Annotated in this window: 15 protein-coding genes; 7 read left to right on the forward strand and 8 right to left on the reverse strand. The window is 38.6% G+C overall.

Features of this window, described 5'->3' with window-relative positions:
* Positions 1-9: 9 nt before the first annotated feature.
* Positions 10-1,185: a cystathionine beta-lyase gene (metC, locus tag CUB63_RS03825; RefSeq protein ID WP_072062876.1), complete on the reverse strand. Its 1,176-nt coding sequence runs from the start codon at positions 1,183-1,185 to the stop codon at positions 10-12.
* Between the two features lie 403 nt (positions 1,186-1,588).
* On the opposite strand from metC, the gene purB reads away from it, so the two are divergent.
* Both purB and CUB63_RS03835 read left to right on the forward strand, forming a co-directional pair.
* Positions 1,589-2,956, forward strand: coding sequence for an adenylosuccinate lyase (gene purB, locus CUB63_RS03830; RefSeq protein WP_006537567.1), 1,368 nt, complete (start codon positions 1,589-1,591; stop codon positions 2,954-2,956).
* 82 nt (positions 2,957-3,038) lie between these two features.
* A complete protein-coding gene (locus CUB63_RS03835; protein WP_109847488.1) occupies positions 3,039-4,427 on the forward strand; it encodes an MmgE/PrpD family protein in 1,389 nt (462 codons plus the stop codon).
* Between the two features lie 61 nt (positions 4,428-4,488).
* Here CUB63_RS03835 and fabZ read toward each other — a convergent pair whose 3' ends face one another.
* Both fabZ and CUB63_RS03845 read right to left on the reverse strand, forming a co-directional pair.
* Entirely contained in the window at positions 4,489-4,914 is a 426-nt protein-coding gene (gene fabZ / locus CUB63_RS03840; RefSeq protein ID WP_006537564.1) for a 3-hydroxyacyl-ACP dehydratase FabZ, read from the reverse strand.
* 210 nt (positions 4,915-5,124) lie between these two features.
* On the reverse strand, positions 5,125-6,033 hold the full coding sequence (locus CUB63_RS03845; RefSeq protein WP_072062873.1) for a LysR family transcriptional regulator: 909 nt from the start codon (positions 6,031-6,033) through the stop codon (positions 5,125-5,127).
* Positions 6,034-6,284: 251 nt separating this feature from the next.
* Between CUB63_RS03845 and dinG the strand changes: the two genes are divergently transcribed.
* Complete coding sequence (gene dinG, locus CUB63_RS03850; protein WP_109847489.1) at positions 6,285-8,399, forward strand: ATP-dependent DNA helicase DinG; 2,115 nt, start codon at positions 6,285-6,287, stop codon at positions 8,397-8,399.
* 64 nt (positions 8,400-8,463) lie between these two features.
* On the opposite strand, the gene dps is transcribed toward dinG, so the two are convergent.
* Both dps and rhtA read right to left on the reverse strand, forming a co-directional pair.
* Positions 8,464-8,970, reverse strand: coding sequence for a DNA starvation/stationary phase protection protein Dps (dps, locus tag CUB63_RS03855; RefSeq protein WP_006537560.1), 507 nt, complete (start codon positions 8,968-8,970; stop codon positions 8,464-8,466).
* A gap of 275 nt (positions 8,971-9,245) precedes the next feature.
* Positions 9,246-10,139: a threonine/homoserine exporter RhtA gene (rhtA, locus tag CUB63_RS03860; protein WP_109847490.1), complete on the reverse strand. Its 894-nt coding sequence runs from the start codon at positions 10,137-10,139 to the stop codon at positions 9,246-9,248.
* Positions 10,140-10,462: 323 nt separating this feature from the next.
* Between rhtA and CUB63_RS03865 the strand changes: the two genes are divergently transcribed.
* Positions 10,463-11,041 (forward strand): LOG family protein, encoded by a 579-nt coding sequence (locus tag CUB63_RS03865; protein ID WP_006537557.1) that lies wholly within the window; start codon positions 10,463-10,465, stop codon positions 11,039-11,041.
* 9 nt (positions 11,042-11,050) lie between these two features.
* Entirely contained in the window at positions 11,051-11,515 is a 465-nt protein-coding gene (locus tag CUB63_RS03870; protein WP_072062868.1) for a GNAT family N-acetyltransferase, read from the forward strand.
* A gap of 91 nt (positions 11,516-11,606) precedes the next feature.
* Here CUB63_RS03870 and CUB63_RS03875 read toward each other — a convergent pair whose 3' ends face one another.
* The 3 genes from CUB63_RS03875 to moeA all read right to left on the reverse strand — a co-directional run bounded on the left by CUB63_RS03875 (position 11,607) and on the right by moeA (position 15,589).
* On the reverse strand, positions 11,607-13,307 hold the full coding sequence (locus tag CUB63_RS03875; RefSeq protein WP_006537555.1) for an amidohydrolase: 1,701 nt from the start codon (positions 13,305-13,307) through the stop codon (positions 11,607-11,609).
* Between the two features lie 268 nt (positions 13,308-13,575).
* Entirely contained in the window at positions 13,576-14,343 is a 768-nt protein-coding gene (moeB, locus tag CUB63_RS03880; RefSeq protein WP_006537554.1) for a molybdopterin-synthase adenylyltransferase MoeB, read from the reverse strand.
* Between the two features lie 4 nt (positions 14,344-14,347).
* A complete protein-coding gene (moeA, locus tag CUB63_RS03885) occupies positions 14,348-15,589 on the reverse strand; it encodes a molybdopterin molybdotransferase MoeA (protein ID WP_072062865.1) in 1,242 nt (413 codons plus the stop codon).
* A gap of 219 nt (positions 15,590-15,808) precedes the next feature.
* Between moeA and CUB63_RS03890 the strand changes: the two genes are divergently transcribed.
* Together CUB63_RS03890 and folE are read left to right on the forward strand one after the other, a co-directional pair.
* Positions 15,809-16,972 carry a YbfB/YjiJ family MFS transporter gene (locus tag CUB63_RS03890; protein WP_109847491.1) on the forward strand — a complete coding sequence of 388 codons (1,164 nt, stop codon included), beginning with the start codon at positions 15,809-15,811 and terminating at the stop codon, positions 16,970-16,972.
* A gap of 153 nt (positions 16,973-17,125) precedes the next feature.
* On the forward strand, positions 17,126-17,785 hold the full coding sequence (gene folE, locus CUB63_RS03895) for a GTP cyclohydrolase I FolE (protein ID WP_036938265.1): 660 nt from the start codon (positions 17,126-17,128) through the stop codon (positions 17,783-17,785).
* Positions 17,786-17,791 lie beyond the last annotated feature (6 nt).

Consider the following 17,791-nt stretch of genomic DNA (forward strand, 5'->3'; position numbering starts at 1 on the left):
TACTTTTTGTTATTGGTTTAATGCTGAAAAAGCTTGTGTAATATCTGCAATGAGGTCGTCAGTTGCTTCAAGGCCGATGTGTAAACGTACAAAAGGGCCATGACCTTCACGCCAATTAGACGCTGTTCTTGCGCCAACGACATTGGCGGGTAATGCAAGACTTTCAAATCCACCCCAAGATGCACCAATACCAAATAGTTCAAGCGCATCAATAAATTGCTCTGATTGTTTTGCGGTAAATTCTTGTTTAAACTCAATGGTTAATAGGCCATTACTGCCTTTGCAGTCACGTTTCCATAAATCATGACGAGGGTGATTAGGTAATTCAGGGAACCATACTTTTTCAACTTCAGGACGTGTCTCTAACCACTGTGCGATAGCCAAAGCTGATTTGCCATGAGCAGCAATACGTTGACCTAATGTTCTCATTCCGCGAAGTACCAGTGCTGCATCATCAGGGCTACTGGCTTGACCTAATGCTTCAGGTAATGCACCAATTTTTTTCCATGCTTTTTCATTCGCAACCATAATGCCCATCATCACATCAGAGTGACCGCATAAATATTTAGTTGCAGCAATAACAGAGACATCAGCGCCTAATTCCAGTGGGTTATAAAGCCACGCAGAGCCCCATGTATTATCAACACCGACAGGAATATCCCGTTCATGAGCAATTCTGCAAATTTCAGGTAAATCGAGCATTTCATAAAGTAATGAGCCGGGTGATTCGACAAAAATAAGCTGTGTATTTTGTTGAATTTTTTGCTCAAAATCTGAACCATCTGTTTTAAAGAAGCTATAAGCAATGTTATTGGGCTCAAGAAAAGCCGATGCAATTTTACGCACAGGTTCATAAACAGAATCAGCAAATAAAACATGCCCACCACTACGCGCATATCCCATAATAGTGACGGCGATAGCTGCCAATCCAGTAGGGAACAGCTGAGCGCGATAGCCACCTTCTAATTCGGTTACTAAAGCTTCAAGGGCGAATGCAGTTTCGGTACCACGTGCGCCATAGCTTAAAACACGCTCTGTTGCTCGGCGATCACGCACTTCGCGCCAGCTTTTAATCGAATCAAAAACAATGGTACTGGCCCTCATGACTGGTGGATTAATAGGGCCAGAAGTTTTGATTGCTTGGCGTCCACTGTGTATTAGTTTTGTTTGTTTATTTTGTTTCATTATTAATATCTCCAAATATAGAAATAGAGTTCCCTGGTAATTAAATAAAAGGGTTAATTACTGTTTGCGCTTATTTTGTTTCTATTATTTATAACAAACTTATTTGTTTTTAAAATAGCTATTTTTTAAAAATGATGATCTTCCTCTAATTTTTTAGCATTAATTATTCTAATTAAATCTTAAATAACATTTAAGATTCAAAAGTTATAACTAATAAATAAAGAGTTATTTGTAACTATTTGAATTAATGTTATTTTTTAATTGATTAGAAAAGCTTTAAATTAGATTAAAATTATCAAAGTGTTTTTATTGAGATTATATTGCATAAATAAAATAACAATCTAACAAGTCGTTTTATTTAAAAAACGATTTTTTTATTATTCTTTTAACAGGGGAAATAATTATGGGAACCAGTGTTTTTGATTCTGTTTTATTAAAGAATTTATGGTCAACAGAAGAAATGAGAACTATTTTTTCTGATAAAACTAGAATGCAAAATTGGCTTGATTACGAAGCTGCATTAGCGATTGAGCAAGCTGAATTAGGTTTGATTCCAAAAGACGCTGCAAAAGTTATTGCAGAGACTGCGAAGCTTGAAAAACTTGATATGGATTATGTATTAGAACAAGTGCGTCTTACTCGCCATCCATTAGTGCCAACAATTCGTGGTTTAGAGCATGCTTGTCCAGAACATTATGGAGAATATGTTCACTTTGGTCCAACAACACAAGATGTAATTGATACTGGCCTTGTACTGCAACTAAAAGATGCTCATCATACTTTCTTGCGTGATATCAAAGTATTAGGTCGTGCTCTGCTTTCATTAAGCGAACAACATCGCAACACACCAATGGTTGGGCGTACATTAGCATTACAAGCTCTGCCAATTACGTTTGGACATAAAACAGCGATTTGGTTAACTGAATTAGCGCGTCATTATCAACGTCTTAAAGAGATAGAACCTCGTTTATTTGTTGGCAGTGTTGTCGGAGCGGTCGGCACAAAAGCCTCTTTAAGCGATAAGGCAGATGAATTAGAAGCTCGCGTATTAAAACGCTTAGGTTTAGCTGTACCTGAAATTTCATGGCAACCTGCGCGTGATAGATTCAGTGAATATGGCATGCTAATAGGCTTAATTAGCGGAACTTTAGGTAAAATTGCTAATGAAATCTTACTGTTAGCACATAACGAAATTGATGAATTATCTGAGCCTTTTGGTAAGGGGCAAGTGGGTTCTTCGACCATGCCACATAAACGTAATCCTGCCATTGTTGAAAATGCGGCCTGTGTGAGTAATACCCTAAAAGCGAATCTTTCTGTTTTAACGGATATGATGAAACATCAACATGAGCGTGATGGTGCAATCTGGAAAATGGAATGGAAGATCATGCCAGAACTGTGTTTGATGCTATCTGTTATCTTCGATAATATGAAAACAGTAATAGGCGGACTGAATGTGCATGTCGAGAAAATGCGCGAAAATATGGATATCCTAGGGGGCTTCATGTTGGCAGAGCGTGTGATGTTTGCATTATCTGATAAAGCGGGTAAACAAACTGCACATGAAATTGTGTATGAAGCATCAATGTCTGGGCAAGAAGAAGGTATCACCTTTGTGGAAGCGATTAATCGTGATACTCGTATTCGTGATCACATTACTCAAGAAGAGCTTGATGCGCTTTTAGATCCAACGACATATGTTGGTAATGCACCAGCCCAAGTTGATCGTGTTGTTGCACAAACCAAAGCCTCTGGCTGGCTAAATGACTAAGTGACTTAATTGTATCTAACCTTCTTATTATCCTAAAAGCCGGTGATATTGCTGGCTTTTTCTTATCTATTCCGAGGTGTTTATGACATTGAGTCAGCAGTTAGCCCAATTTATTACCACAACCCATTTTTCTGATTTACCTGCTCAAGTTGTAGAGCGCGCTAAAATTCATTTATTAGATACATTAGGTGTCGCCCTTGCTGGAAGTGTGCAACAAAGCGCTATTCAAAGTCGCCAAGGTGTAGCTTTTTTACCTGATAGTCAAGGAAATGTTCCAATCTGGGGGAGTTCGCTAACGGCAAGTATCACTGTGGCTGCATTGACAAATGGTATTGCTTCACATGCATTAGATTTTGATGATACACACACAGACTCGATTGCACATGGCAGTGCGGTATTAACGCCGATTGCTTTTGCATTGGGTGAATCTATTGGTGCATCATCACAAGATATTTTAACAGCATGGGTGATTGGCTGGGAAGTAGCAGCAAGAGTGGGCTTAGCAAGCCATAGTGGATTTCATCAGCGTGGTTTTCATGCCACAGCGATTGCTGGTATTTTTGGTGCAACAGCTTGTGCAGCCTCACTATTAAAATTAACGCCTGAACAAACTGTGAATGCATTAGGATTAACAGGAAGCCAAGCAGGAGGAGTAGCAGAATATCTTGCTAATAGCTCATCTTCTAAATGCTTTCATGCGGGATGGGCTGCGCAATCTGGTATTATCGCAGCATCATTAGCAAAAGGTGGAATGACTGGCCCTGAAACGATATTTGAAGGTCGCTATAGTCTTTATCAAACTCATGGTATTCGAGAGCAAGCACAACCCGAACAAGTCGCATTGGGATTAGGTGAAATATGGGAATTTTTAAATGTTTCTATTAAGCCTTACCCAGTGTGTCATTTTGCTCATGCCACTATTGATTGTGGCCGTAATTTGCTGAAAAAAGGGATCACGGCTGATGATATTGAAAGCGTTGAGTGCGTGGTTGATCCTGTTGCAGCCGCTTTAATTTGCGAGCCACTTGAAACAAAATGGGCGCCTAAAACAGCTTATGGGGCAAAATTTAGTTTACCGTGGCTATTTGCAGCGGGCTTTTTAGATAATGCTTTAACGCTATCTTCATTATTTCCTGAAAACCTACAACGTGAAGATATTCAAAGGTTAGCGAAAAAAGTGAGTTATCGTTATCCAGAAAAAGGCGAAATTCCATTTCCTACCTATTTTCCTGGATTAATTTTTGTGACATTAAAAAATGGCGAGAAGATCACGGAGAGGTTAGATATTCAATATGGTAATCCGAAAAATCCAATAACAGATAAAGATGTGATCAGTAAGTTTTACGATAATGCCTCTTTAGTAATAGAGGATAAACAATCGGCTCAACTCGTTGAAAAAGTATTGAATTTTGAAAAGATCACTCTTTCTGAGATAACACAATTATTGCGTAATGAAGAAGTGGCCAATTAAGTTAAGTATAATGTCAATAAGATGATGATATGAAGGATTGGTTTGAGCTACCAATCCTTTTTTATTGCCTTGCACACATAAATTCAGAGGTGCAAACTATCTTTTCACCAATTTTCACCGTACCTGAAAAGCTAACAATAGTGCGTCGCTGCCGGCAAAATTGGATCTCAATAAGTAGCTGATCACCGGCTTTAACCACATCATAAAAGCGTGCGTTTTTTATACTGGCAAAATAACATCGCTGATCTTCACTCATAGGTGAAAGGTAGTAATGTGCAAGAATGCCTGATGCTTGAGCCATGCTTTCAAGTAGTAATAACGGTGGGTAAAATTCGCCAAAAACAACAGTGTCATTGGTTGTGACATTTTTAATAGCGGTTAATTTGCCACTGGCAAGTTCAGCGGGTTTAGAAATAACCTGATCGATTAATAAGAATGGATAACGATGAGGCAATATTTCCATTATTTCACTGACGGAAATGGGCATACATTTTCTCCTCGTTATGATGATAGGATAAACTTTATTTTACAAAAAGGGTGGCTATTATTTCATTCTTATTCAATATCGTACAGTGTTAGCCTGTCTTTTGGTTGAGAAATTTGAGTTAAATAGATAACAAAGACCAGCATAGATAAAATCTAGTCTTTGTTATTGCGAACTTTCTGATGTGATATCGCAATGGTTTATTTATTTTTATTATTCTTGTTGAAGAGTAATATCAGCATGATTAATCACTTCATTTTGTTCATTTTTTAATGAATCAAACAGTATTTGTGCGGCTTTCCCTGGGCTATTGGCATTGAGATACAGGTTATAACTAATGGCTGGTAAAGCGGGTAAACCTTCCTTTTCGCCTAAAATACGCAAATCATCACCTGATAGTTCAATTGAACGCGCCATAATACCTAAGCCTGCACGTACTGCGGCTCTGGCACCTGAAAGTGTTGTAGCAACATAAGCGATTCGCCAACGAATACCTTGCTGATCAAGGTGATTAATCATCATATCGCGGTATGTGCTGGGTTCATCTAATACAACTAATGGTAGGGGATCATCAAGATCAAATCTGAAGTGTTTTCCGCAATACCATAAAGAGGGGGAAACGCGTAATACAATTTTGGGATAACCTACATGTTCTTCGGTGGAAATGGCTAAATCAAGTTCGTTATTTTCTAACATAGACATTAAAAATGGACTACGTTTCACAATAATTTCCATGATTAAGCGAGGATAGGCTCCAGAAAAACGCGCGAGGAGATCAGGTAAAATCGTGTTTGCCGTATCATCAGGAGAGCCAATTTTTAAGATCCCATCAATTTCTTCATGCATCAATGAAAGACACGCTTCATCATTCAGACGCAAAATACGGCGAGCATAATTAAGTAGTTGTGTACCGGCTTCTGTCAGTGTTTTATTTCGACCTTGGCGAGCAAACAGCTCTTTGCCTATCAGAGATTCTAGCCGTTGCATTTGTTGGCTTACCGCAGATTGTGTACGACAAACAGATTCTGCCGCTGCAGCAAAGGTATTACCATCGACAACAGCAACAAAGGTTCGAAGTAAATCAAGTTCTAAGTTAAAAATAGGGCGCTTTGCAGAGGTCATTATAGGAGTCTCTTAACTGATGTTGTGTTTAGTAAAAACAATAAATCATATTTTTATAAGACTATTTTAGATGTTACATAATGAATACTCATACTATGAATAGTTGAATTAATAATCCATAACAAAGCTCAATAATTTCGAGGTGTTATCCATTCTTTGATGAAAAAGGAGAGCAATCGAAGGTAACTACTGATTTTTATACAGTGTTATGAGACAATGGCGCCTTTCTTAAAATCAGTTGCAGAGTGGTTATGTCCCTTTCTCAATCAGTTAAAAATCAAATAAGTCAGTGGTATAAAGCCCTACCAGATCATATTGAAGGGTTTATTCCGCGTGCGCCACAGCGTGAAATGATTGCTGAAGTAGCTAAGACTTTTTCTGATGAAATGGGACGTCATTTAGTGATAGAGGCCCCAACTGGTGTGGGAAAAACACTCTCTTATCTTATTCCGGGTATTGCCATTAGTCGTGATGAGAAAAAACCACTGATTATCAGTACGGCCAATGTGGCGCTGCAAGATCAAATTTATAGCAAAGATCTGCCATTACTAAAAAAAATCATTCCTGATCTTACGTTTACAGGCGCTTTCGGTCGGGGGCGTTACCTATGCCCGCGTAATTTAGATGCGATTTGTGCAACAGAAGGTGAGCAAATTGACTTAATGTTTTTGCTTGAAGATAAAGTTGATGTTGCGACGAGTGCAGAAAGAGAAATTTGTCGAGAGCTCAAAAATGATTTCACTAGTTTTGGTTGGGATGGTTTGCGTGATCACCATAAACGCGCACTAACAGACAGTTTATGGCGCAAAATCAGCACGGATAAAATGAATTGCTTAGGGCGCAATTGCCAATATTATCATCGCTGCCCTTTCTTTATTGCACGTCGTGAAATTGATGAAGTAGATGTAGTTATTACTAATCACGCTTTAGTGATGGCGGCAATGGAAAGTGAATCCGTATTGCCTGATGCTAAAAATCTGCTTTTGGTGCTTGATGAAGGGCATCATATTCCTGATGTTGCGCGAGATGCACTTGAAGTCGAAGGGGAAATAACCTTAGTTTCCCTTAATAATCAGCTTGATAATATCACTCGCCATGTTAGTCAGTATTTAGCGCAATTTATCCCTGTAAGACCACCTAAATTGGCTGATCCTATTCGTTTTGATGCTCATATTGCTAAGTTACGTGAGGCTTATCAAGAGGTTGATACCTTTACGCGAGCACTATTACCAGAACGCAGTGAACAAGATGAATATCTCTTTCCGTTAGGTGAATTACCTGAACAATTCCTGTTAAGTTGCCAGACATTATTTAAGTTAACGGATAGTTTAAAAATGTTGGGTGAAGCCATTTTAACTGATTTAACAGAACGGACAGCGAAAGAAGATATTGTGCGTTTACATCGTGCCATTTTAACGACCAGTAGAATGGTGGGTTATTTAGAGAATATGGCAAAATTGTGGCGTTTAGCTACATTAGAGCAAACCTCAAAAGCACCAGTATCCAAATGGTTAACTCGCCGTTACGATAAAAAGCAGTCTCATCTCTATTTTCATTGTGCGGGTATTCGTGTCAGCGAACAACTGACACAATTGTTATGGAAAAATATCCCGCATGTGGTTATTACCTCTGCAACCTTGCGCTCGTTAAATAGCTATTCTCGCATTCAAGAATTAACGGGGCTAAGTGAGCATTTTGATGATCGCTTTATTACGTTATCTTCACCTTTTGAACATAAAGATCAGGGTAGATTAGTTATTCCTAAAATGCGCTATGAACCGACAATGATTCATGAGCGCGAACATTTAAAAGAGATGGCGCGTTATTTTCGTCAAAGCATGGAAGAGAATAACCATCGAGGGCAATTGGTTCTATTTAGTAGCCAACGGGCAATGGAAGGCTTTTTAGAAGAAGTGAAAGACTTACGTTTATGCTTATTGGTACAAGGGGATCAGCCTCGTTATAGATTAGTTGAAACACATTGTAAGCGCATTGATGCAGGTGATAATAGTGTATTAATAGGTTTGCAATCTTTTGCCGAAGGGCTCGATTTAAAAGGTGATTATCTAACGCAAGTGCATATTCATAAAATTGCTTTTCCGCCAGTGACGGACCCGGTGATTGTGACAGAAGGTGAGTGGCTTAAATCGCTGAAACGTTATCCTTTTGAAGTGCAGAGCTTGCCAAGCGCATCGTTTAATTTAATTCAGCAAGTTGGGCGTCTTATTCGTAGTCATCATTGCCACGGTGAAATTGTGATTTATGACCGACGTCTGTTAACTAAAAACTATGGTTCACGCTTATTAACGGCACTGCCTGTTTTTCCTATCTATCAGCCGGATATGCCGAAAGTAAAAGATAAATAAAAAAGACTACCTAAAGAAAGAGAGGTAGCCTTTTAACGTCATAATTGTAATTTTTTATTAAGAATTAGTTCTCAATATTGGCTTCAATAAACCATAAAAATTTATCAAGATCACGCGATGCAGCCGTAAACATATCGGCGGTATCTTCGTCTTCAACTTCGTCAATGGCTTTACGAATATCATTAGCAACAACAGCATAACGATCAGCCAATGCTTTTAGGTGATCTTGTACATCATGGATATCCAGAGGATAAGCTTTTAAGGGGGTTTTCTTACTCACCACTTGTGCAGTGCCTAATACTGTGCCACCTAATTGGACAACACGCTCTGCAAACTCATCAGTGTGCTGATTAATGGTATCGCGGAAGCCGTCAACCATCTCATGAACAGAAATAAAGTTTCTACCACGCATATTCCAGTGCGCTTGTTTTGTGATGAGAGATAGGTCGATAAACTGTGTCACCATCTGTTGCAGTAACTCGATAGCGTGTAGTTTTACGCTGTCATCGAGATTATTACGGGTATAAAGCAGGCTTGAAGGTGTGGATTTGACTAATTTAGCAGTACTCATAATCGTTCTCCCTAAATAATTAATAACTTAATATCTTAATTTCTGTTAATTATGATAGTGAATTATTAATGGTTAGTCTTATCGATTGATACTATTAAATTGATAGGTCATCTATTTAAAAAAATCTAATCTATCGAAATAGTCTATTTAGGGTAAGACAATGAACGAAAAATAGCAATGATAGGTCAGTAAAGTTATTATTTAATAAGTAAAAAGGATCATATGATCCTTTTTAAATTAATATTTATTTTTACTGAGTAAAATGAGTTAAATATCTATTTTACTTCCTCAATTTTAGTTTTACTTTTCATGGTTGTTGTTGAACCAATAGAAGCTAAAACAATAAAGGCTAAGGCAACCCATTGTATTAGCGTCAAATGTTCGTGTAAGAAAATAATACCAATAAAAGCACCCATACATGGCTCTAAGCTCATTAAAGTACCAAACGTTTTAGCTGGTAAACGTGTAAGAGCAATCATTTCTAATGTATAGGGGAAAGCGGTTGATAAAATCGCAATGGCTAAGGCAATAGGTAAAATAGACCAGCTAAACATAATATCAGGGCTACTTTGTAACATACCGATAGGTACGAAAATAAAGGCAGCAACTAATGAGCCAATTGAAACTGTTGCCGCACCATAGCCTTTTCCTGCACGTTGTCCGAATACGATATATAATGCCCAACCTACACCCGCACCCAACGCATAAAGCATACCAAGCGGATCAAGACCATCATGGATATTATCACCAATAGGGAGCAATAAGCCCAAACCCGCAATCACTAAAATTATCCATAAAAAGTCGATAGCTCTACGTGATGAAAACATTGCAACGGCTAAAGGGCCTGTAAATTCAAGGGCAACAGCAATCCCTAGCGGAATAGTTTCAAGTGCGAGGTAGAAAAGGTAATTCATTGCCCCTAAAGATAAGCCATATAAAAGCAGTGGCATAATCGATTCTCGAGTGAACTTGAGTCGCCACGGTTTAAAAATAAAAAAGAGGATCAACGTACCCAATAATAGACGTAATGCCGTTACAGCTGGGGCTCCAATAACAGGAAATAGGCTTTTAGCAAGGGATGCGCCACTTTGAATTGAAAGCATAGAGAGAAGCAAAAGAGGCACGGGATAAAACACCTGTAATTTAGCTGAGTGCCTGGCTGACAACATCCTATAAAACCTCGTCAATAATCAATCGTATGTGTGCTCTGTTAAAAGCTAACAAAGGATCGCATAATATAAAGTAAAATTACCCGCTTTAATATAGCTATTCATTAATAAATATTTTTTATTTTAATTTCGTTTAGTGAGATTGGTTAAAATATAAATTAATTTATATTTAATAAAATAACTTCTTATGAATATAAGTATTAATAATGGTTAAAAATATATATGCGATAAAAAGCGTAAAAACATTTTTTTTAACCTTTTTTATTAAAAGCACCTTCAGTATAATTCCAAACTCGTTTTAACTAGCTAAAAGAGAATAAAAAATGAATAAAATAAAATCTATCGCAGTGTATTGTGGCTCTAGTTTAGGTGCTTCACCTATTTATAAAGAACAGGCCATTATTTTTGCCAAAGAGCTGGTTAAACGTAATATCACCTTAATTTATGGTGGTGCAAGTGTAGGAATTATGGGCACACTTGCCGATACAGTATTAGCTGAAGGCGGAAAGGTGATTGGCGTTATTCCTACGTTATTAGAAGGGCGTGAAATATCTCATAAAAATCTGACTGAGCTGCATATTGTTGAGACTATGCATCAGCGTAAAAGTAAAATGATAGAACTGGCAGAAGGTTTTGTCGCTTTACCTGGTGGTTTTGGTACATTAGAGGAGTTTAGTGAAGTCTTTACATGGAGCCAAATTGGTTTGCATCAAAAACCATTGGGCATACTTAATATCAATCAGTTTTATTCACCATTATTAATGATGATTGATAAAATGGCGGATGAACAATTCTTACATGAAAAATACCGTAATATGGCGATTGTGGAACAATGTCCTATTCAATTATTAGATAAATTTGAAACATATATTGCACCTCCAGTAAAAACCTACGACAAATAAAGGTAAAAAATGATAATAATAAGAAAAGCGATTTTGTCTGATGTAGAAGAAATTAATGATCTTTACTCCCATTTATTTAATGAAATGGCTAATTTACAACCCGATCGATTAAAACCGGGTAAGCAAGATGAAGCTTTTATTATTAATGGAATAAAAAATAATAAGTTTCATCTTTTGGTCGCAGATTTAGATGGCAAAGTGGTTGGATTTAGCATTGCGCAAATTCAAGAAACACCTATGTTTAACTGCTTGGTTCAACGTAAATACGCTTATATTTACGATATTATTGTTGACCCTTCCATTCGTAGCCAAGGCGTAGGTAGCTTGCTATTAACAGCAATGAAAGAGTGGGCCAAATCGGAAAAAATGACTCATCTTGAGTTATCTGTATTAGCTGAAAACGGTGCGGCTAAACGTTTTTACCAGCGTGAAGGATTAAAAGAAGTGAGCACAGTGATGGGCATTGCTTTATAGCAGAGCCAATTTACGTTAATTCTCATAGGATTAAGTGCGCAGATAAAAATAAACCCGCTTCAATGGCGGGTTTATTAATTATATTATTCAGCTAAATTGTGGGTTTCCCCGCAATGATCGTACACAATACCCTGACATTTTCAACATCTTCTGCCGATATTTCAAACAGGTTTCTATCTAATACAATAAAATCGGCAAATTTTCCGACTTCTAATGATCCAATTTGCCTATCCATATCCAAAGCTTCTGCCGCATTAATGGTGGCTGCACGTAAGACTTCCACTAATGTTAGATTACGATCGTTATCAAGGCGTGGACTTGTTGCATCTTTTTGGCGAGTCATCGCAACTTTAAAATCATACCATTCATTAAGTGGATCAATTGGCCAGTCGCTACCAAAAGCTACAGTGACACCCGCATCTATAAATTTCCCTGCTGTTTCCAAATAGTCACAGCGAGATTTACCGAGCATTTCAATATCTTTCTCGATATTGCTCTGATCGACAGCCGCCCATTGGAAAGAGAGAAAAGGGTAGGTTTTTAATTGTGTAAAACGCGCGTAATCTTTTTCACACATCAATTCATTATGCGCAAGCCCCGGTCTAATGTCTTTCTCAGGTAAGACTTTACGCATTTCACTAATAGCATCCAGTGCTGTACTGATTGCACCTTCAGCAACAGTGTGAATATGAGGATGATAACCCGCACGAGCAATTTCTGTTATTAATGGCGTTAAGATTTCAGGTGAAAAATAGAGATCACCAATATGTTCAGAGTCTTGCCAATGTGGCGTATCGTCAGTGCCAACATTAATACGATATGGTGCATGTAAGCGCGCTGTCATAATCGGAGCTTGTAATACACCATCAAGGAAAAGTTTAATATGACGGATCGCAACACTGGGTTGAGCGCCATTGCTGATTTGATGCCATTGTGAAAAACGAGTTGCAGCATGGCGTACAGCGTTTGGAATATCATCAATAGATGGCACATCATCTGGCGTAATTTCAACAGCATTTTCAACACGAAGGGTCAGCTCACCCGTGTTTCTTAATTTATTAAAGGCGCGTAATTGAGGCTCACCCACACGCGCATCCATAATAGTGGTTACACCTTGTTTATTTAATCGTTTTTGAACATGACGGGCGATTTGTAGGTTTTGTGCTTCAGTGAGTGGTGGCAAGCTATCAATAGCTTGCATTGCAGGTGCATCTTCAAGAATACCGATAGGCGTTCTATCACTATCACGTTCAATATTTCCATCAGGGGGATCGGGCGTTTCTGCAGTGATATTTAACAGCGCTAAAGCGCGAGAATTAGCAAGAACACTATGGCAATCACTAGAAAAGAGTAAAATAGGACGCGTCGTTTTTAAGGTATCAAGGTGATAACGTGTCATTTGCACACCTTCCGGTTGCATGCCTTCACGATACCATGCAGAGACTTTTAGCCATTCGGTATCATTATCAATAAAGTTTTCATCAAGGTATTTTTGAATACGCGATAAAATGTCATCGATAGAGAGTGATTGATAATCAAGATGGCAACCAGCTAACGTTGCACCTCCCCAGAAAGGGTGCATATGCGCATCAATAATGCCCGGCATGACCATTCTTCCCTGCAAATCAATCTGCTCAGTATTTTCATTACAGTAAGAAAGTAGCGCCTCTTTTTTACCTGAAGCAATAATTACACCTTGGCTGATCGCGATAGCATCAACAATATTGTTATTATGATCAGCGGTATAAATAAGTCCGTTGTAATAGAGAGTGTCTGCAATTTGAAATGTCATTCTTCTACCTTGTATTGCTTTTTTAGCACGTAGAATGCGTGCTTAAATGATTATTCTGCTTATAGGGTATCCTGTTGCGTTTTGACGCGGGCGGTCATAGTAGAATTAAATCAGAGTGAATACTATAAGCTTGTTACATCGACGTAATGAAAAATATGATTTATAGGACGATTAAAATATTTAAAAAACAGATTAATAGCTCTATCTTTGAAAGGCGATAAGGTAAGTTTAAATAGGTTAGACTTACCTTATTTAGAATAGAAAGTGGTTAGTTGTCTGGTAAATTGGCAGAACACACTTCGCAATGTGGGTTTTTGGGTAATTTGAACTCACGAAATTGCATTCGCATTGCGTCAAACATCAATACCTTACCATGCAAATTTTCACCGTAGCCAGTAAGTAACTTTATTGCTTCAACAGCTTGTAATGTACCAATAGTACCCACAACAGGTGCCATTATGCCTGCTTCAACACAACTTAAAGCGTTATCGCCAAAAAGATGGCTCAAGCAACGATAGCAAGGTTCGTCATCTTGGTAAGTGAATACGCTGATTTGACCTTCCATTCGAATAGCTGCACCAGATACTAGCGGTTTTTTCTGATGAAAGCAGAGGCGATTAAGTTGCTCGCGTACTGCCACATTATCCGTACAGTCCATTACGATATTATGTTGGCTAATAAGTTTAGCTAAAGCCTCATCTTCAAGTAATGCATCAACGGTTTCTATTGTGACATGAGGATTAATTGCTTCTAATGTTGCTTTTGCAGAGAGCACTTTGGGTTGCCCAATCGTCGCATCACGATGAAGAATTTGGCGCTGAAGATTAGAAAGGGAAACTGTATCAAAGTCTAATAATGTGAGTTTTCCTACACCTGCAGCTGTAAGATATTGCGAAGCACTACATCCTAAGCCACCTGCACCAACAATCAAAACAGAGGCACTTTTCAGCGCCTCTTGGCCATCAAAATCAAAACCCCTTAATACAATCTGGCGATTGTAGCGCAGTGTTTCTTCATCGGTTAATTCGATACTCATAAAACTATTCACTTTTTAGTAGAGAATTAAATAGCTCGATTGTGACCGTTTCACCCGCTGCCACTTTACCGCGCTCACGTTCTAAGACAATAAAGCAGTTAGCGACACTAAAGGAGCTGTAAACGTGTGAGCCTTGGTGACCAGAAGTGTCTACTTGCCATATACCCTCCGCATTAATACTTGCGATACCACGTTGAAAATCAAGACGACCCACGGATTTTTTCAATGGAGATTGTGCAATAGCTTGGAAACGTTGTGGTGCTTTCCAATGGCTAAATCCTGATAAACGAGCGATTAAAGGTTGGACTAATTGGTAGAATGTCACAGTTGCCGAGACTGGGTTACCCGGCAAACCGCAGAACCACGCATTGTGCAGATGACCAAAGGCAAAAGGTTTGCCTGGTTTAATCGCTAATTTCCAAAAACCAATTTCACCAATTTCATCAAGAATTTGTTTGGTGTAATCGGCTTCGCCCACAGAAACACCACCACTGCTGATCACTAAATCTGCTTCTTGATCAGCCTTTTTAAAAGTTTCACGCAGTTTTTCCGGTGAATCAGGAATAACACCTAAATCTAAGACTTCACATCCTAGTTTTTCAAGCATTAAACGTACCGCAAAGCGGTTGGTATCATAAATTTGGCCTGCTTTTAATGGCTGACCAATGGTTTGTAATTCATCACCTGTTGAGAAAACGGCAACTTTTAAACGTCGATAAACCGGTACAGAGGCGATCCCTAAAGAGGCGATTAATGGCAATTGTGCTGTTGAGAGCTTAGTGCCAGCAGGTAATACAATATCATTTTCTTTAATATCTTCACCAATACGGCGAATATTTTGGCCTTTCTTAGCGGGTTGTGAAAAACGAATACCATGTTCAGTGACTTCTGCTTCTTCTTGCATAATGACAGTATCAACACCAGCAGGAACCATTGCCCCTGTCATAATGCGTACACACTGACCAGCAGGAAGCTCTCCTTCAAAAGGAATACCAGCGAATGATTTTCCTGCCACTGGAAGAGGAGTTTGGGGAGCTAAGTCAGCGTAACGAAGTCCATAACCATCCATTGCAGAATTATCAAAAGGCGGAACATTTAGTGGAGATGTAATATTTTCACTTAAGATATAATCGGCTGCATTATTTAATGGGATGTTAAGGGTATCGGTAATTGCCAGCGGTTTTTCAAGTAGTTTTTCTAGCGCTTCATCAAGAGATAATAAACCGCTCACGTGACATTGACTCATCATATACTCCAAGATCTATCTAAATGTTCTGTTTTATTTCATGATACTAATCTATCACGATGAGCATCATCATGTCAGAGATCATCTTGTGACTAGAAAGAAATGAAACGTATTATTGCAAAAATGTTAACTGTCTGGGGTTAATATGTTGCTTGTTCTGTTATTAATGAACAGCACATTTAAAATGTATAAAACGATAAAACAAAATAATGGATATCAATGAATACTTCAAATCACCAAAGTCATTCAGCGCAAGCTTTTCATATCGCGTTTAGTGGTTTTCTTGCTTTAGTTGTTGCAATGGGGATAGGACGCTTTACTTTTACACCACAAGTGCCGTTGATGATTGCAGAATATCAATTAACGCTGACAAGTGCGGGGATTGTCGCTGCATTTAATTATCTTGGTTATCTTGCTGGCTCCTATGACGCGATGAAAGCCGTTAAAGGTGTGGGATATCGCTTGTGGGCTGGTCTTTGGGGGGCGGTGATAATTACGCTACTGTCTGCATGTTTAAATGATGCATTTACACACAGTATTGCACGCTTTTTTATTGGCTGGGCAAGTGGTTGGACGTTAGTGCTAGTGGCTTCATGGGCAAACGAATTACTCGCTCGTCTTAATCGACCGGCATTAAGCGTTGCTGTTTATGCAGGAACAGGCGCAGGCATATTTATTAGTGGTATTCTTGCTGTGTTAATTATGAAATGGCAAATGAGCGCGACGGCGGGATGGTTAATTTATGGTTCACTTGCTTTTATTTGTGCAATATATGTCAGTTATCACCTTCCTAAACCTTGGGCGATGAGTCGAGAAGAAGTAAAAGTTGCACCTTTAACACTGACACCAGCAATGAAAAAGTTAATTTGGGGTTATACCTTTGCGGGGTTTGGTTATATTTTACCAGCTACATTTCTTTCTCAAATGGCGGCAGAACGCTTTCCAGGAAGCTTAATTGCGCAATTTGTTTGGCCTGTATTCGGTGCTTCTGCTGCATTATGTATTGGGATCGCTATTTTAACGCGTAATGTATTAAATACACAGTTACGTTTAGCTATTACGCTTTGGTTACAAGCATTAGGTATTTTGATTGCAGAGTGGCTCCCGACAATAACAGGGCTTGCGATTGGCGCTTTCTTAATTGGTGGCGGTCTTATGTGTGCAGTACAACTGGCTTTTTTACGAGGTAGAGAATTAGCGCCCGATCACGGGCGTTATATGGCGGGTTTACTCACCACTTTTTATGCTATTGGGCAATTAGTTGGCCCTGTCATTTCTTCGCTTTCAACGGCATTAACCGGAAAATTAGAACCTGCACTTTATGTCGCCTTTATTGTGTTGATCATCGGTGGTTTTCTGGTGTGTTTAAAAGAGAAAAATTAGGCTTAATCTAAAAATAGTTCATACAAAAATGCAATAAGTTCATAACGAAAAATGCGGTATCGCTGGATAATGTGATTCATGTCATCTAAAGTGTAGGCTGTTGTCGCTGACAGCGAAACAGATACTTAATTAATGTGTTTATCGGAGAGTCCAATGTCATCATTAAGTAAAGAGGCGCAATGGGTGCACGCTGCGTTAGTTGAACGCGGTTTAGAAACGCCTCTTCGTGAATCAAAGCTATCTCCAAGTGAGAGTAAACAGCAAATTGAACATCATATGACAGAAGTGATGAAGCTGTTAAATCTGGATTTAAGCGACGATAGTTTAGCTGAAACGCCTCGTCGTATTGCTAAAATGTATGTTGATGAAATTTTCTCAGGATTGGATTATCACAACTTCCCAAAAATCACACTAATTGAAAATAAAATGCAAGTTGATGAGATGGTGACAGTACGAGATATCACATTAACCAGTACTTGCGAACATCACTTTGTTACTATTGATGGCAAGGCGATTGTGGCTTATATACCAAAAGATAAAGTGATTGGTTTATCAAAAATTAATCGTATTGTGCAATTTTTTGCTCAACGCCCTCAAGTTCAAGAACGCTTAACACAGCAAATTCTTATCGCATTACAAACATTACTAGGCACAAAAAATGTGGCTGTTTCTATTGATGCGGTTCACTATTGTGTTAAAGCTCGTGGTATTCGTGATGCAACAAGTGCAACTACAACAACCTCGTTAGGTGGGTTATTTAAATCAAGTCAAAATACGCGTCAGGAATTTTTACGCGCTGTTCGTCACCTTTGAGATTTC

Source organism: Proteus penneri, assembly GCF_003144535.1.
Classification (GTDB): domain Bacteria; phylum Pseudomonadota; class Gammaproteobacteria; order Enterobacterales; family Enterobacteriaceae; genus Proteus; species Proteus penneri.

Bases quoted from the DNA above. Each gene is read 5' to 3' on its own strand.
- metC (WP_072062876.1), bottom strand. From the start codon at position 1,185: ATGAAACAAAATAAACAAACAAAACTAATACACAGTGGACGCCAAGCA.
- purB (WP_006537567.1), top strand. From the start codon at position 1,589: ATGGGAACCAGTGTTTTTGATTCTGTTTTATTAAAGAATTTATGGTCA.
- CUB63_RS03835 (WP_109847488.1), top strand. From the start codon at position 3,039: ATGACATTGAGTCAGCAGTTAGCCCAATTTATTACCACAACCCATTTT.
- fabZ (WP_006537564.1), bottom strand. From the start codon at position 4,914: ATGCCCATTTCCGTCAGTGAAATAATGGAAATATTGCCTCATCGTTAT.
- CUB63_RS03845 (WP_072062873.1), bottom strand. From the start codon at position 6,033: ATGACCTCTGCAAAGCGCCCTATTTTTAACTTAGAACTTGATTTACTT.
- dinG (WP_109847489.1), top strand. From the start codon at position 6,285: ATGTCCCTTTCTCAATCAGTTAAAAATCAAATAAGTCAGTGGTATAAA.
- dps (WP_006537560.1), bottom strand. From the start codon at position 8,970: ATGAGTACTGCTAAATTAGTCAAATCCACACCTTCAAGCCTGCTTTAT.
- rhtA (WP_109847490.1), bottom strand. From the start codon at position 10,139: ATGTTGTCAGCCAGGCACTCAGCTAAATTACAGGTGTTTTATCCCGTG.
- CUB63_RS03865 (WP_006537557.1), top strand. From the start codon at position 10,463: ATGAATAAAATAAAATCTATCGCAGTGTATTGTGGCTCTAGTTTAGGT.
- CUB63_RS03870 (WP_072062868.1), top strand. From the start codon at position 11,051: ATGATAATAATAAGAAAAGCGATTTTGTCTGATGTAGAAGAAATTAAT.
- CUB63_RS03875 (WP_006537555.1), bottom strand. From the start codon at position 13,307: ATGACATTTCAAATTGCAGACACTCTCTATTACAACGGACTTATTTAT.
- moeB (WP_006537554.1), bottom strand. From the start codon at position 14,343: ATGAGTATCGAATTAACCGATGAAGAAACACTGCGCTACAATCGCCAG.
- moeA (WP_072062865.1), bottom strand. From the start codon at position 15,589: ATGAGTCAATGTCACGTGAGCGGTTTATTATCTCTTGATGAAGCGCTA.
- CUB63_RS03890 (WP_109847491.1), top strand. From the start codon at position 15,809: ATGAATACTTCAAATCACCAAAGTCATTCAGCGCAAGCTTTTCATATC.
- folE (WP_036938265.1), top strand. From the start codon at position 17,126: ATGTCATCATTAAGTAAAGAGGCGCAATGGGTGCACGCTGCGTTAGTT.